The sequence below is a fragment of the Priestia megaterium NBRC 15308 = ATCC 14581 genome, from assembly GCF_000832985.1.
GTDB lineage: Bacteria > Bacillota > Bacilli > Bacillales > Bacillaceae_H > Priestia > Priestia megaterium.
The window spans coordinates 858,615-880,812 of record NZ_CP009920.1; the positions used below are offsets into that span (position 1 = coordinate 858,615).

At 38.8% G+C, this 22,198-nt stretch carries 24 protein-coding genes; 3 read left to right on the plus strand and 21 right to left on the minus strand.

All coding sequences use genetic code 11. From position 1 onward, the window contains the following. Positions 1-103 precede the first annotated feature (103 nt). The 3 genes from BG04_RS29555 to BG04_RS30915 all read right to left on the minus strand — a co-directional run bounded on the left by BG04_RS29555 (position 104) and on the right by BG04_RS30915 (position 957). Positions 104-289, minus strand: a complete 186-nt coding sequence (locus BG04_RS29555) for a YjcZ family sporulation protein (protein ID WP_080743129.1) — start codon at positions 287-289, stop codon at positions 104-106. A 91-nt stretch (positions 290-380) separates the two neighbouring features. Beyond that, positions 381-806 carry a hypothetical protein gene (locus tag BG04_RS05035; RefSeq protein WP_016765317.1) on the minus strand — a complete coding sequence of 142 codons (426 nt, stop codon included), beginning with the start codon at positions 804-806 and terminating at the stop codon, positions 381-383. Further along, complete coding sequence (locus BG04_RS30915) at positions 796-957, minus strand: hypothetical protein (RefSeq protein ID WP_013084692.1); 162 nt, start codon at positions 955-957, stop codon at positions 796-798. The genes BG04_RS05035 and BG04_RS30915 overlap by 11 nt, the downstream gene beginning before the upstream one ends. A gap of 214 nt (positions 958-1,171) precedes the next feature. Between BG04_RS30915 and BG04_RS05040 the strand changes: the two genes are divergently transcribed. Next, positions 1,172-1,927 (plus strand): DUF4397 domain-containing protein, encoded by a 756-nt coding sequence (locus BG04_RS05040; protein WP_034649350.1) that lies wholly within the window; start codon positions 1,172-1,174, stop codon positions 1,925-1,927. A gap of 31 nt (positions 1,928-1,958) precedes the next feature. Here the strand turns inward: BG04_RS05040 and BG04_RS05045 are convergent, their stop codons facing one another. From BG04_RS05045 to ilvA, 8 genes are all read right to left on the minus strand, one after another. Further along, positions 1,959-2,531 (minus strand): YpmS family protein, encoded by a 573-nt coding sequence (locus tag BG04_RS05045; protein WP_013058738.1) that lies wholly within the window; start codon positions 2,529-2,531, stop codon positions 1,959-1,961. Between the two features lie 12 nt (positions 2,532-2,543). After that, on the minus strand, positions 2,544-3,431 hold the full coding sequence (locus BG04_RS05050) for an SGNH/GDSL hydrolase family protein (RefSeq protein WP_234943464.1): 888 nt from the start codon (positions 3,429-3,431) through the stop codon (positions 2,544-2,546). Positions 3,432-3,664: 233 nt separating this feature from the next. Beyond that, on the minus strand, positions 3,665-4,243 hold the full coding sequence (locus BG04_RS05055; protein WP_034649347.1) for an SCO family protein: 579 nt from the start codon (positions 4,241-4,243) through the stop codon (positions 3,665-3,667). A 24-nt stretch (positions 4,244-4,267) separates the two neighbouring features. After that, entirely contained in the window at positions 4,268-5,497 is a 1,230-nt protein-coding gene (locus tag BG04_RS05060; protein ID WP_230586510.1) for an ATP-binding protein, read from the minus strand. Positions 5,498-5,535: 38 nt separating this feature from the next. Beyond that, positions 5,536-5,883 (minus strand): hypothetical protein, encoded by a 348-nt coding sequence (locus BG04_RS31325; protein ID WP_230586509.1) that lies wholly within the window; start codon positions 5,881-5,883, stop codon positions 5,536-5,538. Between the two features lie 150 nt (positions 5,884-6,033). Further along, a complete protein-coding gene (locus tag BG04_RS05065) occupies positions 6,034-6,876 on the minus strand; it encodes a DegV family protein (protein ID WP_013058742.1) in 843 nt (280 codons plus the stop codon). 169 nt (positions 6,877-7,045) lie between these two features. Further along, on the minus strand, positions 7,046-7,297 hold the full coding sequence (locus BG04_RS05070) for a YpmP family protein (RefSeq protein WP_013058743.1): 252 nt from the start codon (positions 7,295-7,297) through the stop codon (positions 7,046-7,048). A gap of 161 nt (positions 7,298-7,458) precedes the next feature. Next, a complete protein-coding gene (ilvA, locus tag BG04_RS05075; protein ID WP_013084697.1) occupies positions 7,459-8,730 on the minus strand; it encodes a threonine ammonia-lyase IlvA in 1,272 nt (423 codons plus the stop codon). Positions 8,731-8,961: 231 nt separating this feature from the next. Here ilvA and BG04_RS05080 point away from each other — a divergent pair, with 231 nt between their 5' ends. Continuing rightward, positions 8,962-9,180: a hypothetical protein gene (locus BG04_RS05080; RefSeq protein WP_034649345.1), complete on the plus strand. Its 219-nt coding sequence runs from the start codon at positions 8,962-8,964 to the stop codon at positions 9,178-9,180. 276 nt (positions 9,181-9,456) lie between these two features. On the opposite strand, the gene BG04_RS05085 is transcribed toward BG04_RS05080, so the two are convergent. From BG04_RS05085 to BG04_RS05100, 5 genes are all read right to left on the minus strand, one after another. Beyond that, positions 9,457-9,942, minus strand: coding sequence for a dihydrofolate reductase (locus BG04_RS05085; RefSeq protein ID WP_016765324.1), 486 nt, complete (start codon positions 9,940-9,942; stop codon positions 9,457-9,459). Further along, a complete protein-coding gene (locus BG04_RS05090) occupies positions 9,939-10,733 on the minus strand; it encodes a thymidylate synthase (RefSeq protein ID WP_013058746.1) in 795 nt (264 codons plus the stop codon). Before BG04_RS05090 ends, BG04_RS05085 begins: the two co-directional genes overlap by 4 nt. A 457-nt stretch (positions 10,734-11,190) precedes the next feature. After that, on the minus strand, positions 11,191-12,093 hold the full coding sequence (gene purU / locus BG04_RS05095) for a formyltetrahydrofolate deformylase (RefSeq protein ID WP_013084699.1): 903 nt from the start codon (positions 12,091-12,093) through the stop codon (positions 11,191-11,193). Further along, a complete protein-coding gene (locus tag BG04_RS30920; RefSeq protein WP_013084700.1) occupies positions 12,090-12,248 on the minus strand; it encodes a hypothetical protein in 159 nt (52 codons plus the stop codon). Before BG04_RS30920 ends, purU begins: the two co-directional genes overlap by 4 nt. A gap of 131 nt (positions 12,249-12,379) precedes the next feature. Continuing rightward, positions 12,380-14,185, minus strand: coding sequence for an IucA/IucC family protein (locus tag BG04_RS05100; RefSeq protein ID WP_034649342.1), 1,806 nt, complete (start codon positions 14,183-14,185; stop codon positions 12,380-12,382). Between the two features lie 381 nt (positions 14,186-14,566). Here BG04_RS05100 and BG04_RS05105 point away from each other — a divergent pair, with 381 nt between their 5' ends. Next, positions 14,567-15,796 carry an IS110 family RNA-guided transposase gene (locus BG04_RS05105; RefSeq protein ID WP_034656042.1) on the plus strand — a complete coding sequence of 410 codons (1,230 nt, stop codon included), beginning with the start codon at positions 14,567-14,569 and terminating at the stop codon, positions 15,794-15,796. Positions 15,797-15,911: 115 nt separating this feature from the next. On the opposite strand, the gene BG04_RS05110 is transcribed toward BG04_RS05105, so the two are convergent. From BG04_RS05110 to BG04_RS05130, 5 genes are read right to left on the minus strand one after another with little or no spacing between them, the layout of a single operon-like run. Then, a complete protein-coding gene (locus tag BG04_RS05110; protein ID WP_034649334.1) occupies positions 15,912-17,084 on the minus strand; it encodes an MFS transporter in 1,173 nt (390 codons plus the stop codon). Positions 17,085-17,087: 3 nt separating this feature from the next. Next, a complete protein-coding gene (locus tag BG04_RS05115; protein ID WP_034649331.1) occupies positions 17,088-18,377 on the minus strand; it encodes a lysine N(6)-hydroxylase/L-ornithine N(5)-oxygenase family protein in 1,290 nt (429 codons plus the stop codon). Then, positions 18,356-18,949, minus strand: coding sequence for a GNAT family N-acetyltransferase (locus BG04_RS05120; RefSeq protein ID WP_034649329.1), 594 nt, complete (start codon positions 18,947-18,949; stop codon positions 18,356-18,358). The genes BG04_RS05115 and BG04_RS05120 overlap by 22 nt, the downstream gene beginning before the upstream one ends. Continuing rightward, complete coding sequence (locus BG04_RS05125; RefSeq protein WP_034649326.1) at positions 18,946-20,700, minus strand: IucA/IucC family protein; 1,755 nt, start codon at positions 20,698-20,700, stop codon at positions 18,946-18,948. The genes BG04_RS05120 and BG04_RS05125 overlap by 4 nt, the downstream gene beginning before the upstream one ends. Beyond that, positions 20,678-22,198, minus strand: a complete 1,521-nt coding sequence (locus BG04_RS05130) for a pyridoxal phosphate-dependent decarboxylase family protein (protein ID WP_034649323.1) — start codon at positions 22,196-22,198, stop codon at positions 20,678-20,680. Before BG04_RS05130 ends, BG04_RS05125 begins: the two co-directional genes overlap by 23 nt.

Genomic DNA, 22,198 nt, shown 5'->3' on the forward strand with positions numbered 1-22,198 from the left:
GTTGATTTGGCAAAATTTTTTTATTATTTAAACAATTTATATATAAGTTTGTCCTTTTCTATCTGTTATAAAAAGCTCGCACATGCGAGCAAATGAGGCCTAATCAGCAAAAACAGGTGCAGCCAATGATGATTAATAAAATAAATAGCACAACAATTAATGCAAATGACTGACCCGTTCCGCAATGATGATAACCGCCAATTGGATAGCTAATTGAATAGTGGCAAGTATCATATAGGTGGTGATAGCCTCCGTGATGGCATGGGTCGTAACAATCGTAGTTATACATAGCAATCTCTCCTCTTGTTTTTTTTATTCATTTCGTACACTGTACTTTATATGCGTTAGTTGATTGTCCTGTATGTGCATTCGCCCATTTTTTACTTTCTCTTACGCCATATTCGCCTTTTGGGCTGCAGCGTATACGAAAACAACAAAAGTAAAATACTTCCCATTACCAGTAACGTAGTAAAATCTTTCAGAAACTCAATAATGACCCCTATATACGGGAGATGGTATGCGTAGCTTCCAATCACTTTAAAAGAAGCAGGCAAAGAATCTCTTTGAGCTGTAACCAGTACATCAAGCTCTGGATTATGGGCCAGTACAAGTTCATTCTTTGAAGAAGATAATTCGTCTCTAAAGACAACTATATCTCCGCGATGCAGATGGTGATAATCCGTTTCTTGAACGGTCACGGTGAAACCAAATAGGCTTGGAACTGTACTAACAAATAAAAATGTAAAGCAGATAGCATAAAGAACAAGTACATATCGAAACGCAGAAAACATACATTTATTCATCATAGGTAATCAGCTCAATTCGCTCGGTTACTTTATTTAGCGCGGGGGTAATGTGAATAAATGAAGTAGAGCGCTCTGTAAATTGAATTAAAAGTAGCAGCAGTAAAAAACTTAACATAATTAACCGTAGCATCCGAGCATAAAAATCGCGCATGCTCTCACTCCTTTTTTCTATACTAATTTCGGTCGTACAATAAGCCTTCAGTCAATAATTTGATTCAGTATATGCACATAGAGGGCATTTGGCTCATTGTTTCTTCTTGGAGGTCTCGGGAGTGATCAGTGATCGGCATAAATTATGAATTTTAGCATATGTTTGGTTACGTATGGAAATGTTTTTATACTCCGACAATAAGGGAGCTGAACATATGGCTAATTATTCCTTTGATCAATATATTAAAAAAGCAATGAAATACGATTTTCTAGCTAACTACTATAAGTATAGTGATCCATCTAAGCATATTCATTATTATCAAAAGCATTTGTACTATATCCAGCAGGCCATCTTAACTTCTTCTGAAAATACGAATCTGCGCGTAAATCCGCCGCAAATTCGTATACTTCACGCTTCTCCAGATTCTCCATCTGTAGATATTTATATTAACAACAAACGAGTGATTCGCAACTTAACTTATAAACAAGAAACAGATTATATTGAATTACAAGAACCTGGAAGATATACAATTTCTATTTATCCCGCTGGAGAAACCGGAAGACCTGTTTTAACGGAATCATTTACATTTGAAGGAAACCAAAATTACACGGTAGCGGCGGTAGATGAACTAAACAAGCTTGATTTATTGTTTATCTATGACAATACGGATGTACCAAGTGGAGAAACAAAGCTTCGGTTTGTGCACCTTTCTCCTGATGCTCCTGCTGTAGATATTGCGGCTAGAGGCGGAGACGTCATTTTTTCCGGAGTGCAGTTTAAAGAAGTCACAAAATATTTGCCTTTGTCCCCCATGCATGTTCAACTTAGCGTACGCATAGCAGGAACCAAAAATGTAGTACTCGAAATCCCTGCACTGAACCTTCGTCCGAATCGAACATATACGGTATATGCCGTCGGATTTGCTAAGAGCCGTCCTGCATTAGAAGCGCTGATCTCCCAAGATCGTTAACAAAAAAAACCTTCCAAATTGGAAGGTTTTTTTATTCACTGCGCGAAATTAAACGTACGCGAATATCATCATTTTTCAAATCAAACTTTTGTACTTTTACAGCAAAATCACTCTCTAACTTCATCTGCTGTAACGCTACGTATACTGATTCATTCTTTGGATCAATCGTTACCCATTCTGGTAGCGCAAAGTTATTATTTACGTATCGAAGCACTGTGCGGACAGGAAGCTGCAGCTTTCCAACAGAAAGTGACTGCTGTTCAAGCACAATATCTCCATTTTTTTGTACGATTGGATCAAATGTCATTCGAATATTAATGTCATCGCCGAATACTTGAATCGTACCGTCTACTCTTACTACATCGGTGAGAGTAATTTTGTAGTTAAGCGGCTGATTCTTAAATTCTTTCTTTAAATATTTATCAATCAGTACATTTAAGTCCGCTTTTTTAGCCAAAATAGTTAGTTCTGCGTCTCCTTCTACTTTTTCAGAGGGAGTTGGATTGGCCTTGTCAACCGGTTGAAAAATAAACGCAATAATAAGGATAGCCCCTAGAACATTAATCCCTAATAACGCGATAAATAGGGTTTTCCACTTCTTCATATAACAATCTCCTTACTCGTTCCCACTCTCTTTCGTGTTTTTCTCTTTTTCATCAGATGTAACTTCTTTTACTGTTTCCTTTTTCTGATCTCCAACGAGAGGATCTTCTTCCTCCATTGATTTACTAATGCGTTCAGCCATTAGTTTGTACCCTTTTTTATTAGGGTGAAACTCGTCTTTCCCTAATAAATTTACGTCAGAATCATAAAAAATATCATCAATTTTTACATAACTTACATTATCATATTGAGAAGCAATTTTCTCGCTTGCCGCATTCCATTCATTAATAACGACATTAATTTCTTTCACATCACTTAATGATTTAAAGAATGGATTATAAAAACCAATTAAATAAATATGAGCATTAGGATTAAGCTTACGTATACGTGAAAACACGTCATTTAGACGTCTTTCATATTTTGACTGCTGTGATTCAAACGTTTTAATTGAGATATTGTAAAAGTAATCTCTTACCACTTTCATCACGTCATTGCCGCCAATCGTCAAGAAAACGATGTCTGCTCTTGATACTTCAGCTGCTACTCCCGGCTGATTTAACCTCGCTAATAGCTGATCCGTCCGGTTTCCTCTTTTGCCTAGATTCTCTGTTCGTACATTTTGCACTTCATTTTGTTTAGAAAGGTATTTAGTTAAGTATGGTACATAACCGCCTTTTTTAGACTCATCTCCTACTCCTTCTGTTAATGAGTCACCAATGGCTACAATATCTAAATCTACAGGAAAAAAGCCTTTCGGAATATGCTTTTTAGGTGTTAAATCCACTTCTTTCTGAACGGCTTCTTCTTTATTGTCCGTCGGCAAAAAAGTCGTCGTCGAACAGCTCGCTAACACCACCGCACTCATACTGCTTATCACTATACTTTTCCATTTTCTCATCATAACACCTACTAACTATGCTGTATTCTCGCTGTCACAAGCAATACTGCTTACCGCTCTGAATAACTATATCTTTATATCTTATCATACTATGTCAAGTTGATATTTTACTACGTTTCTTATATATAGTATATGTAAAAAAAAGGATAAGCATGTTTCTTTCATAAAAATATCCGCTAACACATCACTATAAAGATAGCTGTGTTTGGCGGATAGATTTGACGGATTTATAGCTCTTACTGAAGGGTTTTGATATCTTTTATCATATCTTCATAAGGAGGATCAGTCACTCCCTGATAAGATTTTTGAATGACTCCATCTTTGTCAATTAGAAAAAAATCCGTACCGTGAATAACCTGCGGATTTTCTTGCGGCTTTTTCACAATCGTTTTAAATTGGTCCAGAGCAAACTTTTCAATTTCCGCTTGTTTATAACCCGTTAAGAAATCCCAATTCGAAAAATCAGCGCCAAATTTAGTCGCATAGTCCTTCATTTTCGGTGGAGTGTCCACTTCAGGGTCTACGCTAAATGAAACAAAGCGAACGTCCAGCCCTTCATCCTTGGCCATTTTTTGTAATTTAGCCATATGAGCCGTCATTGGGGGACATACGGTTTCACAGCTTGTGAAGATAAAGTTAGCTACCCAAACGTTCCCTTTCAGCTGACTTAGCCCTACTTTCTTTTGATCTTGGTTAACATAAGAAAAAGAGTCCATCTTCCAATTGAGAGGATTTTCTATTTTGGAACCACAGGCTGTTAACATCATACAACTAATAAGCAGTAAAAAAAACAATTTATAAGACCAGCTTTTCATATGTTCCTCCTGCACGGTTAAAGTTTAGTCATAGCTAGGGAAAATCAAGGTAAACGTTGAACCTTTTCCTGGTATGCTTTCCACTTCAATTCTTCCATTCATTTGTTCGACCAGTTGATAAGACACCATCAGACCAATCCCTGTTCCTTTTTCTTTTAAAGAATAAAATGCTGTTCCCAGCCGGTTCACTTGTTCACTGGTCATGCCTATACCAGTATCTTCAATTTGAATATGTACCTGTCCTTCTCGCTTGTAAAGCCCTACTCGAAGCGTTCCTCCAGCTCTCATGGCTTCAATTCCATTTTTCATAATATTAAGCAGAATTTGATTCAATTCGTTTCGGCTGCCGCGAACATACATCTCTTCTTTTGCGTCTAATTCTATGAGTATATTATTTGTTAACAAAGCATAAGAAGATAATAAGTCTACTAAGCTTGTAATACACTCCAAGCAGTTAATAAAACGATGCTGATGAACATCCGGCTTGGCTAAAGATAAATAGTCATGAATAATCGCTTCCGCTCTGTCCATTTCGTTAATCATAAGATGAATGTAACTTAATTCAGTGTTTGAAAGCTTTGTGTTATCTTGAAAAAGCTGTAAAAACCCTTTTACCACCGTCATAGGATTTCGAATTTCATGGGCTACAGAAGCAGCTAATTGACCAATTGCATTCATTTTCTCTGCTCGCTGCAATTCCTTTTGCATTCTCGTTTTTTCCATAATAACTTCCAATTCATCAATCGCTTTAGCAATTCCATCTTTTGAATGATTGAAATTCGTTTCTACGTTCAGCTGTTCTTTTGTTGCTGACACTTGTTGAAAAAGCTGCTGAAGCCGCTCGGTCATTTCATTAAATCTTGTGTGTACATTCCCTAACTCAGAATCATCTTCGTATGTCAGCTTCACATCAAACTTCCCTTGACTTACTGCTTGAATTCCTTCTACTAATTCTCCTAGGGGCGACATTAATCGCCTTAGTCCCCAGTCTTGAATAACAATAATGAAGGTAAACAAAATCGTAAACGCAACGGCCAAAGCCACAATTAAACGTTTTTGGTAGATATAGATAGCGCTTGCATCTATATCTACACCAAGAATAGCCACGACTTTTCCGGAGCTGTTTGTAATAGGCGATAAAACGGTTATCCACGTCCCGAATTCGTCTTTGTATGTAGATGTTACGATATTTTTCTTTTCTTGTTCTGCTTGCTTAAATGATTTGTAAAATTCTTCTCCTCCATAATAAATCATGGATGGCTCTAGTGATTGCTTAATTTTCTTATTCGCTGTTACGATAATCTTATTTCCATGCGACTGGAATTTTCGGTCGTCATAATATATCCCTGCAAGTACGACGGATGCAATTCGTAAATCTTTCTGAACTGCTTTTCTAGCTCGTCTTTTTCAGGAATCGTCCCGTTCCTTGAATCCACTGCTGCTATTACGTCTTGTTTAGATAAAGACTCCCTCCATAAATCGGCCATAATTAACGCGTGCTGCGTTAGTGTCTCTTTTGCCATCTTTTTTTGAACTTGATAGCTAATGGCTAAAGAAATGACTCCAAGGGCAACTACAATTAAAGTAGAAAATAAAACCGTTTTGTTAAACACACTCAAATTTCGAATATATTTTTTCATCGGTATACTCCGGATTCAAAAGAATAGTAACCAGCACAGCATTCGCTGGTAGAAAGTTGATTCTATTATATCACACGTTGGTCCACTTCTCTTTCCTCTTTTTCCAAAAAAGAGAAAGCCAAAAAAGTGACTTGCAAAAAGCAACCCACTTTATTCAGCAAAATACATAAAACCAATTGCACCAATACCTGTATGCGTTGAAATAATAGGCGTCGTATCTTCAATCGAAAATTGCGTATAGCCCCTTGCCTTCACAATTGATTCTTTTAACTTAGAGGCGAGTCCAAATCCATCTGCATGTACAAGCCCTACTCCTTTAATACTTTTTCCTTCTGTATGCTCTTCGAACTGTTTCGTTAAAAACTTAACAATTTGAGAATGGCTGCGCACTTTAGCAACAGGAGTATATACTCCGTCAGCTAGAGAAGCAATTGGCTTAATATTTAAAAGAGAACCGATCAATCCTTTTCCTCGTCCAATACGTCCACCTTTAACCAAATTTTCAAGTGTATCAACTACGACAAAAAGATTCGTATTTTGACGCACCTCTTCCAAGCGCGTGATAATTTCTTCTACTGTATGCCCATCTTCAATCATTTTCACCGCTTCAAAGACTTGAAACGAAAGAGCTTTTGTAATGTACATAGAATCAACAACGGTGATGTTTCCTTCTACCATTTGAGCCGCGCTTTCAGCTGCTCGAACAGTTCCGCTCATTCCTCCAGTCATATGAATCGAAATGACGTCATACCCTTCACTAACTAATCGTTCATATACTTCAACAAAAGAACCAATAGCTGGCTGAGAGCTTTTTGGTAATTCTTTTGAATTTTTCATTTTTTCAATAAAATCTGTCGGCGTTAATTCTACGCGATCTAAATACGTTTCATTATCAATGTTAATACATAAAGGTATCATCTCAATACCGTATTTTTCAGCTTCTTCCAACGTTAAATCAATTGTTGAATCCGTTACCACTTTAATTTTCGCCATGTGTTCACCCCTATAAGATGCATTGCAGACTAGTATAACATGAACACTTACAACAATATAGTTATAATAGAATGCAAGTTTTGCTAATTCGTAAAACGCATGTTCAACCTTTTATATTAACAAAAAAAGTTGACTCTGCTGAAATATTCAGAAAAGTCAACTTTTACGTTTATGCATTATGTTTTAATACATGAGACTTAAAGAGCTGTTCGTAATCTTTCCATTTCAACACGCGTTTTAAATATTCTTGAAACGAGTAGGTTTGCTTCGGAACTGATTCGTTCGTGATTTGTCTAATAAATAAATCAAGTTTTGCAGATAACATGAACCGAAACGTGCTATTTTCCTCTAAAACTGGAATTTCAGTAATTTTTACTTTTTGACCACTGACATGTTTAAATTCAAGGCTTTTTAATAGCAAGGCGATCAACCCTCTTTTTACCCGTTTATTTTATTATAATGCTTCAGGCACTTTCTGTCTTGATAAAATAAAAAGAAAACACAAATATTTTTTAAAATAAAAATGCTTCATCAACTTATTCGACAGTTGATGAAGCATTCCTTTTTAAAACGACCTTCTATTTAAATAAATAAGTGAAACAAGTTGCTTTCTTTATTAATTTCTGTGTAAGGGAATCCTTTTTTATCCATACGATTAATCAGTGGATAATAATCTTCTTTATGCTTAAGCTCAATTCCCACAAGTGCCGGTCCGCTGTCTTTGTTATTCTTTTTCGTATACTCAAAGCGCGAAATATCGTCTGTCGGTCCAAGCACTTCGTCTAGAAACTCACGAAGAGCTCCTGCGCGCTGAGGAAAATTAACGATAAAATAATGCTGTAATCCTTCATAAATCATTGAACGTTCTTTGATTTCTTGCATACGTCCAATGTCATTGTTTCCTCCGCTGATGACGCAAACAACCGTTTTCCCTTTAATTTGCTCACGGTATGAGTCAAGAGCAGCAATCGAAAGAGCTCCTGCTGGTTCTGCTACAATCGCATTTTCATTGTATAGAGATAAAATGGTTGTACAAACCTTGCCTTCAGGAACAACTACAATATCGTCCACAAGTTCTTTACTGATGTCATACGGAAGCGTTCCAACTGTTTTAACAGCTGCTCCGTCTACAAATGGATCGATTGCCGGTAGCGTCACTACATTTCCATTTGCTAAAGATGTCTGCATACCAGGCGCGCCTGCTGGTTCTACCCCAATCACAGCTGTTTGAGGCGAGATGCTTTTTACGTATGTGCCGACACCGGAAATTAATCCGCCCCCGCCGATACCCGCAAATACGTAGTCAATTTCATCTTCACAGTCATTGAACATTTCAACGGCTACTGTACCCTGTCCTGCAATAACGTCTACATCATTAAATGGGTGAATAAATGTTCGATGTTCCTCTTCACTGCATGCAATAGCTTGTTCATAAGAATCATCAAACGTATCTCCGATTAGTACGACCTTTACGTTATCTTTGCCTAAAAATTTCACTTGATTAATTTTTTGGCGCGGCGTTGTGCTCGGCATAAAGATTTTACCATCGATGTTTAAATGACGGCACGCATATGCTACACCTTGTGCGTGGTTTCCTGCACTTGCACAGGCAATTCCATTTTCTAATTCTTCTGGGGATAACTTTTTGATTCGATTGTACGCACCGCGAATTTTAAATGAGCGCACCACCTGTAAATCCTCACGTTTTAAATAGATATTACATTCATATCGTTCAGACAAAACGTCATTACGCTGTAGTGGTGTATGCACAACAACATCTTTAATCAATTGATTTGCAATCATGATGTCCTCTAAATGTACGTGTTTTGTTCGATTATCTACTTGTTGTTTCATAACCAACTTCCTTCCTCTTCTACCATTATTAATTTGTACATTATATCACAAAAAATTTAGAAAAATCATTATTTTTCATTAATAATAACTAAAAAAACTTTTCCAACTATTTTACTGTCCACATACTTTACATATGTTTAGCAAACGCTAAATAGACTTACAAAATTGCCCATACTTTCTACATGCAGCTGATGCGATAACAGGTATAAATTAAGAAAGGTTGTGGAATAAATGGAGTTTTCACTTCAAAGTCTTGAAAGTGCCGTTCCGTGCGAAATAGTTGCAGATGAAGAAAACGATAGATACATGCTTCGCAAAGCAGATACGAGCGGAGAAATTTTTAATACACCAAGCGAGCTGATTCAATGGATTGAAGCTAACTGGAGCCCTGAACAGTTTGTGAGCCCAGCGGCTTTTCACGAAATGATGAAGCAATTAAAATCAATATAAAAAGAGATTGAAACATAACGAAATCAATCTAAAGACGAATAAATGGAGTATAGAAGCTAGCTAGTAAGGGGTGCTTGTTACACCGCATTTGATTTCCATGCGAGACTTTGCTTTCCGCGGGCGGCCGGTGAGCCTCCACTCAACTGCTAAAAGCACCTACATACATGAAATCTACCTTCATCCTTATAATGAAAAGATCCGAACGATTCAACGTTCGGATCTTTCTTCGACTAACATACTTTGTCCCAGACTCGCGTTTTTTATAAACAAAAGAGATCAGCTTCGCTCGTATACGGTAAAATAATACGTGTAGGGATTTTTTTCATCTTTAATTCCTTGCTGCTTCGAAATAACTTTCCATTCGCTCAGATCAATCGCAGGAAAATGTGTATCTCCTTCAAAGGATTCTTCAATATGCGTAATATAAAGTCGGTTTGCAACGTCTAATGTTTGTTCATACAGAGTAGCTCCGCCAATCACGAAGAGCTCGTCTTCTTTTTCAGCATCTAATGCTTCTAGTTCCTCAACTGAATGAATAACGGTTGCTCCTTCTTGCTGATAATCTTTTTGACGCGTAAGAACCACATTTTCGCGATTAGGAAGCGGTCGTCCAATTGATTCAAATGTTTTTCTTCCCATTACAATCGTATGACTCGTTGTGATGCGCTTGAAATACTTTAAATCTTCCGGAAGACGCCATGGCAAATCATTCTCTTTACCGATCAGCCTGTTTTGATCCATTGCGACAATGAGGGAAATCATACGCTCACAGCTCCTTTGATGTGAGGATGCGCATTATAGTCTACTAACTCAAAGTCTTCAAATTTAAAGTCAAAAATTGATTTTACGTCTGGATTGATTTTCATTTTTGGCAAAGCATGAGGCTCACGCGTCAACTGCAGGTTTACTTGTTCAATGTGATTGCTGTAAATATGCGCATCGCCAAACGTATGAACAAAATCACCCGGCTCTAAATCACACACTTGTGCCACCATCATTGTAAGTAGCGCATATGAAGCAATGTTAAACGGTACGCCTAGGAAAATATCAGCTGAACGCTGATACAATTGACAAGACAATTTGCCGTCCGCTACGTAAAACTGAAATAAGCAGTGACACGGCGGTAAAGCCATATTGTCTACATCAGACACATTCCAGGCGCTTACCATTAAGCGGCGAGAATCAGGGTTGTTTTTAATTTGATTGATAACATTGGTAATCTGATCAATTTTTTCTCCGTCCGGCGTTGGCCATGAACGCCACTGATGCCCATACACAGGGCCAAGCTCGCCGTTTTCATCCGCCCATTCATTCCAAATGCGCACGCCGTTATCTTGTAAATACTTAACGTTTGTATCTCCTTGTAAAAACCAAAGCAGTTCATGAATAATTGATTTTAAATGAAGTTTTTTTGTCGTTAATACCGGGAAACCTTCTTGTAAATTAAAACGCATTTGATAGCCAAATGTGCTAATTGTACCTGTTCCTGTCCGATCTTCTTTTTTTGTTCCATTTGCTAACACATGCTCGCAAAGTTCAAGATATTGTTTCACTTCCGACACTTCCTTTATTAAAAAGTCCTTTTCTATTGTATAAGTGTTCACGAGCTAAGTAAACAACTAAATCTCAGCTCATGCAGAAAAGTTTTTTATCATTTAGATACGCAATTCCCCCTAAAAAAACGAGAATGAGACCTAACAAAATCAATTAAATAATCGAGTATGAATCGCTTATGACACCGCGGTTGCTCTCCGTGCAAGGCTTTGCTTTCCGCGGGCGGCTGATGAGCCTACTCGTCGCTTACACTTGGGGGATCTCATCTGTTCCGCTTTCCCCGCAGGAGTCTTCGCCTTGCCCTCCAATCAACCGCTAGAAGCAACTAAATAGATTAAATCTACGTTCACTATCAAAATAAAAAGATCCGAACGAGTTAGATTCTCTGCCAAGAATCTCGATTCATCGTTCGGATCTTCCTTCGGCTAAACTACTTTTTTAACAGCTTAGTCTTTGTTAATTAAATACAATTGTGCGGTTTTCATGCACTAAAATGCGGTCTTCTAAATGCCATTTTACAGCACGTGCGAGCACCGTGCGTTCAATTAAGCGGCCTTTTTTCTTTAAGTCATCCGCATCATCACGGTGGTTCACGCGTTCAATATCTTGTTCAATAATTGGTCCTTCATCCAAGTCGTCTGTTACATAGTGAGACGTAGCACCAATTAACTTTACACCTCGTTGATATGCGCGTTCATATGGACGTGCTCCAATGAATGCCGGTAAGAATGAATGGTGAATATTAATGATACGATACGGATTTTCAGCCACAAAAGTCGGCGTTAAAATTTGCATATAACGCGCCAAGATAATCACGTCAATATTATAATCTTTTAATACCTGCAGCTGTTTGGCTTCTGCTTCTTGGCGAATGTCTTTTGTCGCAGGTATATGCTTAAACGGTATACCGAATGATTCAACCACTTCGCGCGCATCTTCGTGATTGCTCACAACGACAGCAATGTCTGTCATCAAATCTCCGCTTTCCCATGCCCACAGCAGCTCTAGCAGACAATGAGGCTCTTTTGACACAAAAATAGCTGTTTTTTTCAAATTATGAGCATATGTAAACTGCCAGTTCATTGAAAATGTATTGGCAATTTTTTTGAAACTTTCTTCTAGTTTTGCTTCTTTAGCTAATAAATCCTCACATTCAAATTCGAAACGGATAAAAAACATCCCCCCTTCGTGGTTCGTTGAATGTTGACTTGATTCTACAATATTTGCACCGTGCTCATGTAAAAACGTAGATACTGCCGATACAATACCCGGTTTGTCCGGACAGCTAATTAGCAGCCGACCGCGATTTTTATATTTCTCTTTATATGAAGTTAAATGTTTTTGAATATGCGATTTCATGTAATTCCCTCTCTTTTTTTAAATATACAGACAATTGTACCATTATCCTTGTAGCGATGCGACATTGAAATAGTGCTTTGACAAAAGAAAGCTGAAACGTTTGCTTCAGCTTGTGTACTTGTTGTTTTAACATCCACTCCCATTAAATCGTTCATTCACTCACCTTTACGTTCTACACATACCTAAAATGAGTGTTTCCTAAAGTGCTACAGCTCATCCCCTTCGCTTCCTGCTTTTGAATTAACCATAAAAAAGCCGCTGGCACAACACCAGCGGCTTTTCCTTATTATTGAACAGCTTTTTCACTAACTTCATGCAAGGCATTCCGTACCTTTCCATATTCACTTGCGTGAGGACGATCTCCGTCGTCTTCGTATCCGTAATCAAACATTCGATTTCGATTTAACGTTAACTTAGTAATAGTTGGACGCAATAAATCAAATAATTCAAATCTTTTCTGTAAATGTGGAAATGATGCCTGATAATGTAAAATTTCTGCTCGTACACTTTTCCAAAAGTCCTCTTCTTCTACACCTTCATGCTCTTCTAAAATAGTCGCTAAATAGCGGAAGTGACAAATAAATAACCCTGTTAAAATAAACTGCGTCAATCCTTCTGGCTCTTCGCTGCGCAGCACTTCTTTTAATTCAAAAGATAACTGCTGCAGTTCTTCAAACGGCTGATCACTAATATTCACGTCGTCTACAAAATCTTTCATAATAATTCGAACCGGCTTGTTATTTTTGAGAACCAGTACCGTATTTTGCCCGTGGGGGGAGAATACAGTTCCGTATTGATACAAGTAGTGAAGTAGCGGCGGCAAAACAGCGCTGGTTAGCGCATCAATCCACTCGTTAGGAGTCAGGCCCGACCTTTTTATATATGACGAAACTAAAGCTTGTCCTTCACTGTCAACATGTAATAACGCAGCTAGCGTAATCGCACGCTCGCCTTCTTCTAACTCTTGATAAATGCTTTCACGCCAAACGACTCCAAGCATTTCTAAATACTGATAAGGTGCGTTTTTAATAGAAGCAAACGTTGGCTGAGATACGTTTAACGTAGCCACTTCGCCTAAAAGCCCTACTTTGCACGTATCTTTTAAAAACGTGTCGCGATCTCTTATGCCTTTTATATGCTGAGTGACTTGAGGAGCAATTACCGTCCGCTCACTTGGAAGGCCTCTGTACACAAGCGTATTTAATATACTCATGGGAAGCTTCACGTGATACTTATCTCGATTTGTTGTATTCACAAATGTCCGAATCGACTGCTGAGGCAAGTATTGATCTTCACCTTCTCCTAACGGAACAATTAAATCATTTGCAATGTATTCAGCGAATAAAGGAACAATCACGTTCATCCACTGCCATTCATGGACGGGAATATAGTAATAGTCCGCTGCTAAAAGGTCTTGGCTTGTTAATTCTTTTTCAAATTCAGCTAGCGTCTCACCGCTTATCTCCTGTTTCATAACATCATCAAAGCCGAGGGTATCTAATGAATGAAAAGAAGCAATTTGCTTCGCTACAGCAATCCATGAAAGCTGAATTTTTTGTTTTTGCTCGGGCGCAAACCGAAGATAGTCATCATAGCCAAACCCAATGCGCCCTTTATTATACGTAATCCAAGGATGTCCCGTCATTTCACCTTCTAGCTCTGCATAATCCATATCTGCTAATTCATCCGCTGATTTTCGATTTTGCAAATGCAAATCTGCTACTAGTGTATGAAAATATTCTTTTGCTAAGTGACCTGCAGTTGAGCTAGACATTCCTTTGTCTTCAGATAAGCTAATTAACAGCTGCAGCGCTTCTGAAAATGTAGGGGTTGACGCTTTAGATGTCAGCTTAATACTTTCTGGCAGTACAGAAAAACTGTCAAACAATCGCTGTTTCGCTTGATATGTATACGTGACGCCTCGGTGGTCTTCCCATCGATACGTGGCAAGCGCACCCTGCTTTTGCAGCTGTTTTGGCTCAATAATATTTTCATACATGAATTCCCGCAGCATTTTAGCTAAAAGCTGGCGATTTGCTTTTTCCCATGATTGCTTATTAAATACGGAAAGATTCGTTTCTTTGATTTTCATCCTTCATTCTCCTCGTATATTATATTTAAGCCCTATTTAGGAGCTAAGATCTGTTTCCATATTAATTAATAAACTAAATAACATATTACTTGGATGTCTCAAGATATTTCTAGATAATGATCATAGGATCATTTGGGACAATTCTTCTTTCTCCTGTGGATTAACCACAATGTAAGACTGTTTCTCAGTGAACGCGCGGGACTCCCTACTCGCAGGCTGAGCAGCCTGTCATTCGAACCTAGAGGGTAGTAGCTCTATGGCGGCTTTCGAATGCAGGGGAAGCTCTGATACACGAGGTTGTTGGTCGGCGTACACACTAGAGATATCTCGAGACGTCCAAGGAAATGCCAAGTGATTCTAAATCGAAAGGAGGTCTCTCCCGTGAGATTATTTGTTGGTTTAGATGTAAGTTCGTTTGATATGAAAGTATGCATTTTAAATGGTGAAGGAGAAAAGCTGAATGCCTTTACCGTCACCAATGACTTACCAGGCGCGACGTTGCTTAAAGAGCTTTTATTGGACTGCATAGGCGATCAAGAAGTTGACGTCTTAAAGATTGGCTTAGAATCTACATCGGTCTATAGTTTTCACCCGTCGATGTTTCTCCATCATGATGAAGACTTAAAAGTCTTCGGTGCCAAGGTGTTTGTCATGAACCCTAAACAAATAGCTAATTTTAAGAAAAGCTATTCGGACATGAACAAAACAGATGAAATCGATGCCTTTATCATTGCGGATTACTTACGTTTTGGACGTAACCAGATGTCAGTGGTCAAAGAAAGCCAATACGTGGCCTTACAACAACTGACTCGGTCCCGTTACCAACTCATTCGTATGATGACAAAAGAAAAGCAGCATTTTCTTCAACACCTAAGCTATAAGTGTAATACTTTCTCTCAAGAAGTAGACTCCTCGGTCTTCGGTAACGCAATGATGGAGCTTTTCTTAGAGAAATACAGCTTGGAAGAACTAGCCCACCTACCACTGGAGGAACTAGCAGCATTCCTTCAAGAGAAAGGGAAAAACCGATTTGGTGACCCGAAATGTGTGGCAACCTCCATTCAGAAAGCCGTGCGATCTTCGTATCGCTTGGACAAGGTAGTGGAAGATTCCATGGATGTGATACTTGGGACCTCGATCGAGGTCATTCGCACCTTCCAAAAGCAGATAAAAGAAATTGACAAAGCGATCAAAAAACTGATGGCTGGATTGACACACACGCTTGAATCCATCCCTGGCATTGGTCCCGTATTCGCTGCGGGTATCATAGCTGAAATTGGCCAAATAGACCGGTTTGATGATGAAGCTAAAGTAGCAAAATACGCAGGTCTATACTGGCGAAAGCATCAGTCTGGGCGCTTTACTGCCGAAGACACGTCCCTATCACGTAACGGTAACCACTACTTGCGATATTACTTAGTTGAAGCCGCCAACTCCGTACGAAAGCAAGTTCCAGATTACCGGGATTACTACGTGAAAAAGTACAGTGAAGTACCAAAACATCAACACAAACGTGCACTCGTTCTAACCGCAAGAAAACTCGTGCGATTGGTGGATGCGCTACTACGCAGTCACCAACTCTTTACGCCAGAAAGGGGCGTGAAAATATGACATAAAACTTGTCATCGCTACCTTTCAAATAATTTCCAGTAAATAACATTCGTTACTGGTCTAGTTTCGTGATGCTTTTTTTAAGTAAATTGCCCTTTGATAACTTTACGTTCTTTCATTTTTCAGTTGACATACTACCGCAGGTCTTTACTTGTCTTAGAATAGGGATTGTTTTATTACGCAACGGCATTACAGCGCTAGCAGCTAGCAAAGCAGCGGCACCAACTGCTAAAGGAAGCGCTAAATTTACTTTGCTGATTTCTAGTGCTAAAAGCGGTGCAATCAGCAGGGCAATATTTTGAACAGCAATAAGCCAGCTGTAATAGTAAGCAGCTCCTTCTTTGCTTTTTTGAAATAAGTAGATATCAAGTATAACCATGCTGAGATAAAACCCGGCTCCATATAAAATTCGACTTATAATAAACATGCTGAGATGATCGGCATATGCTTGCAAACATAGCAGTAAAGCACTAGCACCCGTTACGCTATAAAAAAGCAGTATAACTTTTCCATTAAATAGCTTTGTAGGTACCGCAAGCTTTAAGACGATCGCCATAATACTCGGCATCACATATAACAAAGCGCTGCCTTGACTGCTCATGCCATATGTGCCACTTGTAAACAATGTAAAATAAGGGCGAATGACATTGTGTCCAAGGTGAAAAAAGAAAATAGCCAGCAAATAGAAAAAAATAGGCTCGTTTATACTTTGAGTGTATGCTGGTGTTTTTTCTTTTTTTAAAGATGAAGCTTTTCTTGTTACGAGCCATACGGCCAGTACCATATCAGTTAAAGCAAAGTATTGATATACTTTAAGCGGCATTTCCCATGCAATAATCGCACTTCCAAACAAGCTAGCGACAATAATAGCCGTATGAACAATAAATACATAGGTTGTTGCAGCACCTGCCTTTTTCTGTCCATTTTTCATGCCGCCTACTAAATAGGGGTATAAAAGATATAAACTGCTTTGAAACACAAGTAATACTAACGAAGTGGCTAAAAACCCATAAAAAGTAGAAACTTCACTCAGAATGACTTTAACTAAGGCTGTCATTAGAAGTGACGCTACGATTATATGTTTTACTTTCCACTTCTTAAGCAGCATTCCCCATAAAGGAGTCATAACAATGACCACAATCCGGCAGCAAATAATAAAAAAAGACGTCATTGCAACTCCATCCACATGGAAAGCACTTGTAAAATACTGCGGATAAAATGGTGATAATAACACTTCCGACGTCATGGTCATAAATAAACAGATAAAAACAAAGCGCGGAGAAATCATCTCTTAAAACCCAAACTTTTGGAAAACAGTATTTTTATATATTTTATACACGTTTTTACCTGCAATTTGATTAATCAAGACAGCATTGCGATAAGCGCCTAAACCTAAGTCTGGTGCTCCAACCCCGTGTGTATGAAGTTCTCGGTTTTGAACGAATAGCGGGGCGCCTTTTTTCTTCATCTCAACTTGATAGAGTTCGTTAATTTTCAGCTGTCCTTTTTCATCAAACAGCAAATGTTCTTTTAAACCTTCCATAAAAGAAGGCTCTTTTGCATGATAGCCCGTGGCCATAATGACAATTTCACTTTCTTCTTTTTCAAACGAGTCCTGCTCGTATTGGTGAAGAGTAAGAAGATGTGTATCGTTTGTCTTTTCAACGCCTGCAAGTTCCGTAAGCGCGCGCATCGTTAGCGGCACTTCTTTTCCTCCAATTGTTCGTTCGTAAATCAAATCATAAATATCACCGATCGTTTCAAAGCTTATTCCTTTGTATAAAAGAGCTTGATTTCGTAAAACGCTCTCTTTTTTCTCTTGGGGCAATCTGTAAAAATAGCGGGTATAATCAGGCGAAAAATGTTCAAGGCCAAGCTTTGAATATTCCATCGGATAAAACCCTTTTGAGCGCGTATACCAATTCAGCTTATAGTCAAACTGAGGCTGCTGTTGAAGTAAGTCATAGACAATTTCAGCTGCGCTTTGACCAGAGCCAATTACGGTAATACTTTTAGCCTTCAGCGTTTGTTCACGATTCATTTTGTACTGAGCGGAGTGATAGAACGTATCGCTGGCTACTGATTGAAAGTCTCTTGGCACTACGGGCTGTGTACCTACTCCGGTTACAAGATGATAGCTGTAATAGGTATGAAGCTTTCCTTCTTTTTCAACCGTTACTTCATAAAAAGGTTTAGCGTCTTCATGCATTTTTACTTCTTTTACTGTGCTGTTAAATTCAAGCCCACTCAGCTGGCTCGCTACCCAGCGGCAATAATGATTGTATTCATTTCTCGGAATGTGAAACTTCTCAAAGAAATAAAACTGATACAAGCGCTCATGCTCATGCAAATAATTTAAGAACGTGTACGGACTCTTCGGATCCACCATCGTGACCACGTCTGCCATAAACGGAACTTGAAGAGTTGTCCCTTCTAAAAGCATTCCTGGATGCCAATTAAACTCCTTTTTTTGTTCAAAACATTTATATGTACAATCTGTTTTATCAATTAAAGCTGCTAATCCTAAATTAAATGGACCAACTCCTACTCCAATTACGTCTAAAATGTCCCGTTGTTCCATTCGCTCCACCTTCTTTCAAATACTGTTCTTTCACATTTCAGCAGTACGCCTGTTTTATCAGGCAGCGACACTTCTTTCATAAATTGAAACCCGCATTTTTTAAATACTGCAATCATCTTTTCATTTCGTATATCTGGTTCCGCTATTACTTTAGCAGTATCTGCTACCTCGAACTTGTGCTTTAGTAAACTAAGAAGGAGCGGATAAATATAGCCTTTTCCTAAAAAAGCAGGGTCTCCAATTAATAAATGAATCCCTTGGTCTCCTTTTTCATAAGGGTAATAGTTACTGATAATATCGCCGTCAACCGTATAAGATTCCCAATAGCTCATAGGCACACCGTCAATTTCTCCAATTAGCAGTTTTTGATGGGAATCAGCTAGAAATGTTTTTAAATGCTGCTCATACGCCTGTTTTGAAATATTTAAATTCCAATACGGAATAACATGCGGTTCATGCATCCACTTGTACAGCCGTTCGAAATCTTTTGCAAAAGAAACAGAGCGAAAGGTGATGCTCTGCTCCTTTTGCTGCATCATAAATGGATACTGCGTTTGTAATGCCGATTTCATACCCGTACACCTGCAGATTCGTACAGAGGATTTTCAACATTTACATAAACAGACTGCGTTTCAAGAGAGCCTACCAGCTCATCCATATCATGAACGCGCGTTAAGAAATTGGCTTTGCAAGGAAGCACTTTCTCTTCTAACATCGATGAAACAAGCCCCGTATGATCTTTTTCTTTGTACCTCTCTATTTCTTGTCGCAGAATCAATAGCAGATCTGACTCTTGAACGAGGCCAGCTGCACCAAAAGCATTAACTAATCCTAAAATATGATTAAAAAATACGTAATAACGAAATCTTTCTTCTGCTACAGCATCATCACATACCGTATCGCTTTCTCCGTTTAAGGAAGGAAGCAGCTTGCGAAGCTCTTGTTCCTTTGATTTCATAAAGTAATAGCCTTGGTTGTCACGGTAGTAAAACACCGATGGATATCCGTTTTCATCAAGTTTAATAACGGAATTTTGCTGATGAGCTTCCAGCGCAATTCCTTTTTGAGTGTAAAGCCACATCATAGGATGAAAAGAGACATCTAAATAGCGTTTAAACCAGCGCTTGCTTATGTCTTCATTCGTACTATTTTCACTTGAAACAATATGATTAATAATATTTTCAATTTGAGAAGCTTTCCCAAACACATGATCTTGACACAAACTTGCTAGGAGTGTTGTACGGTTCCCTTGCTCACCTTGAAAAGGGTTGCTTCGAATCATGACTTCAAACCCAAACTCCTTTTTTCCGATCGTGATGTAAGCAGGATCTTCAATCACTTGAAAAGCCGGATGATTTTCTTGAAGCTCCGCCTGTAATCCTTCTTGCAATAAACGACTCACTTCTACACCTCTGCTTAATTCTTTGCGTTTATTCACTCTCAGTGAATTCGTAATCTTCACCGGAATAGAAAATTTGTACATCACATCTGCATCTTCACTGTATACGGTTCGAACAGACGAAGTCGGATAAAACGGCTGACCGTGTGGCCCTAGATAAGCAAGCCGGCCTTTTTGAATCCATTCACACACTTCTTCTTTTCCTAAAAGATAACGAGCTTGCAGCGGATGCATAGGTATAAGTGAATAATCATCCGCTTGGCAATACGACTGTATGAATTCTTCAGAAACCTTCTTATCTTTTTTCAACTGCTCTTTAATAAGCTGTGAAGCGGTTTGACTCTCGGCGGACTGTTCTGCAACAAGCGATTTATGTGCTCTAAAATAATGAAGCTGAAATTTGCCGTTCACTTCAGGCCCAAACACCTCTTCTTCTTCAGGTAATATCCCTTGACGGCTTTTAGGTGTCGGATGCAGCTGGTGGCCAATAAGCAATGACTGCTCAGATTCTAAGAACGTTTTGTCCCATTTATAGCACGTTTCTAACTCTTTCTGTCTTTTTTCAATGAACAATTTCATATTTTCGTAGCTTAATAGCACACGTACAATCAGCTCATTCACCTGTAGTAAATGATCTGTTACTTCTTTTAAAAGAAAGGCTAAAAGAGTGACGACATCTAACTCCTTGAGCTCCTCTTTCTGAATGCGATAATAAAAGACCGGAAAGAACAAGTGACGTCCGGTAGCTGAACGGTACTTTACTGGAAAGTAAAGAGTTACCGGCTGTTTTTCTAGCCTAAGAACGAGCGTTTCTTCGCTTTTCATTTCTGAAACGGACTGCCATACTCCCTTACCTGTTTCTCGAATATAGCAATTAATAATATTTTGCATTGTAATAAAATTAGCCGATAACTGTGCGTTCACGTAATCGCTCCTCCTTTTTCTCCAACTCTTTTCCTAAAGCCACGACTTCCTCTAACTGAGTGGCAACAGAATCAACTGTAATCATAGGATTTAACATCGTTAGCTTTAAATAAGCTTGCTCTTTATGCTTTGTTTTTGCCATGATAAAAGTGCCTTTTTCATATAAATGCTGCTGAATACGCTGATTTAACTTATTTTCATAGTGCTGCTGTTTTTGACAATCACTATATAAAGTATCTGGCACATAGCGAAATACAACCGCGTTCATATAAGGATCATTTAACACCGTAATATTCCTCTGCTTTCGTAAATGTTCAGCTGTCTGCTTAGCCGTTTCAATCGTATGATCAACCATTTTTCCATACTCATTTGTACCTACTGCACGGAAAGTCAGCCATAGCTTCAAGGCGTCAAATCGTTTGGTCGTTTGAATACTGCGATCTACCAAATGTACATGCTCATCTTCTTCAGGATTTAAATAATCTGCATGAAGCTGAATGTGTTTGAACATAGCTGAATTCTTCACTAGAAATGCCCCGCAGCTTACCGGCTGATAAAACCACTTATGAAAATCCATCGTAATAGAATCTGCCCGTTCAAGAGCTTTTAAGCGTTCACGATATTTATGTGAAAATAGCAGCGCTCCTCCATAAGCGGCGTCAGCATGAAGCCAAAGTCCTTCTTTTTTAGCTAGCTTACTCATTTCAAAAAGAGGATCTACGCTTCCAAAATCCGTCGTGCCTGCCGTTGCTACAACAGCAAAGGGAAGGTTTCCCTCTGCTTTAACTTCCCGTATTGCTTCTTCTAAATTTTCTATATCCATCTCGTGCCTTTCATTGCACTTTACACTCACCACTGCATTCATGCCCAGCCCAAGCTGAGCTGCAGATTGCTGCACCGTAAAGTGGGCTTTTTCGGAGCAGAAAATCCGCAGTTTTTTAGCTTGGAGCGGTAAACCTTCTTCACTAACATCAATTGAAAATGCAGCATGACAATATTCATTACGAGCAAGCAGAAGGCCCATATAATTCGACTGAGTCCCTCCGCTTGTAAAAACGCCGGAAGAAGAGCTTGGATAACCAATTTGTTGTGTTAACTCATCAATCACTTGATCTTCTATATACGTAGCTGCCGGACTTTGATCCCACGAGTCCATAGATTGATTCAAAGCAGAAATCATCACTTCCGCAGCAAGGGCCGGTATAATCGGAGGACAATGCAAGTGTGCCATTGCCCCGGGATGCGAAACATGAAGCGAATGATCCATCACTACGGCTTGTACGTCATCAAACAGATCTTCTAGCGGCTGTTCGTGTTCGCTAAAATAGACCGCACGATTGACTAAGTTCGATAGTTCGTCAACGTCTATGTGAGTATAAGGGGATTTTAGTGTATGGTAGTGACGTTTAATCATCTCTGTCATTCCGCCCATCATGGCTTCATAATTCTCGAGGCTTTCTTTGGATGATGATAAAAACCACTTTTCAAACGGCGCCAT

Coding starts and splice junctions, on each gene's coding strand:
- BG04_RS29555 (WP_080743129.1), bottom strand. CDS start 289: ATGTATAACTACGATTGTTACGACCCATGCCATCACGGAGGCTATCAC.
- BG04_RS05035 (WP_016765317.1), bottom strand. CDS start 806: ATGATGAATAAATGTATGTTTTCTGCGTTTCGATATGTACTTGTTCTT.
- BG04_RS30915 (WP_013084692.1), bottom strand. CDS start 957: ATGCGCGATTTTTATGCTCGGATGCTACGGTTAATTATGTTAAGTTTT.
- BG04_RS05040 (WP_034649350.1), top strand. CDS start 1,172: ATGGCTAATTATTCCTTTGATCAATATATTAAAAAAGCAATGAAATAC.
- BG04_RS05045 (WP_013058738.1), bottom strand. CDS start 2,531: ATGAAGAAGTGGAAAACCCTATTTATCGCGTTATTAGGGATTAATGTT.
- BG04_RS05050 (WP_234943464.1), bottom strand. CDS start 3,431: ATGATGAGAAAATGGAAAAGTATAGTGATAAGCAGTATGAGTGCGGTG.
- BG04_RS05055 (WP_034649347.1), bottom strand. CDS start 4,243: ATGAAAAGCTGGTCTTATAAATTGTTTTTTTTACTGCTTATTAGTTGT.
- BG04_RS05060 (WP_230586510.1), bottom strand. CDS start 5,497: ATGATTTATTATGGAGGAGAAGAATTTTACAAATCATTTAAGCAAGCA.
- BG04_RS31325 (WP_230586509.1), bottom strand. CDS start 5,883: ATGAAAAAATATATTCGAAATTTGAGTGTGTTTAACAAAACGGTTTTA.
- BG04_RS05065 (WP_013058742.1), bottom strand. CDS start 6,876: ATGGCGAAAATTAAAGTGGTAACGGATTCAACAATTGATTTAACGTTG.
- ilvA (WP_013084697.1), bottom strand. CDS start 8,730: ATGAAACAACAAGTAGATAATCGAACAAAACACGTACATTTAGAGGAC.
- BG04_RS05080 (WP_034649345.1), top strand. CDS start 8,962: ATGGAGTTTTCACTTCAAAGTCTTGAAAGTGCCGTTCCGTGCGAAATA.
- BG04_RS05085 (WP_016765324.1), bottom strand. CDS start 9,942: ATGATTTCCCTCATTGTCGCAATGGATCAAAACAGGCTGATCGGTAAA.
- purU (WP_013084699.1), bottom strand. CDS start 12,093: ATGAAATCGCATATTCAAAAACATTTAACTTCATATAAAGAGAAATAT.
- BG04_RS30920 (WP_013084700.1), bottom strand. CDS start 12,248: ATGAACGATTTAATGGGAGTGGATGTTAAAACAACAAGTACACAAGCT.
- BG04_RS05100 (WP_034649342.1), bottom strand. CDS start 14,185: ATGAAAATCAAAGAAACGAATCTTTCCGTATTTAATAAGCAATCATGG.
- BG04_RS05110 (WP_034649334.1), bottom strand. CDS start 17,084: ATGATTTCTCCGCGCTTTGTTTTTATCTGTTTATTTATGACCATGACG.
- BG04_RS05115 (WP_034649331.1), bottom strand. CDS start 18,377: ATGGAACAACGGGACATTTTAGACGTAATTGGAGTAGGAGTTGGTCCA.
- BG04_RS05120 (WP_034649329.1), bottom strand. CDS start 18,949: ATGAAATCGGCATTACAAACGCAGTATCCATTTATGATGCAGCAAAAG.
- BG04_RS05130 (WP_034649323.1), bottom strand. CDS start 22,198: ATGGCGCCGTTTGAAAAGTGGTTTTTATCATCATCCAAAGAAAGCCTC.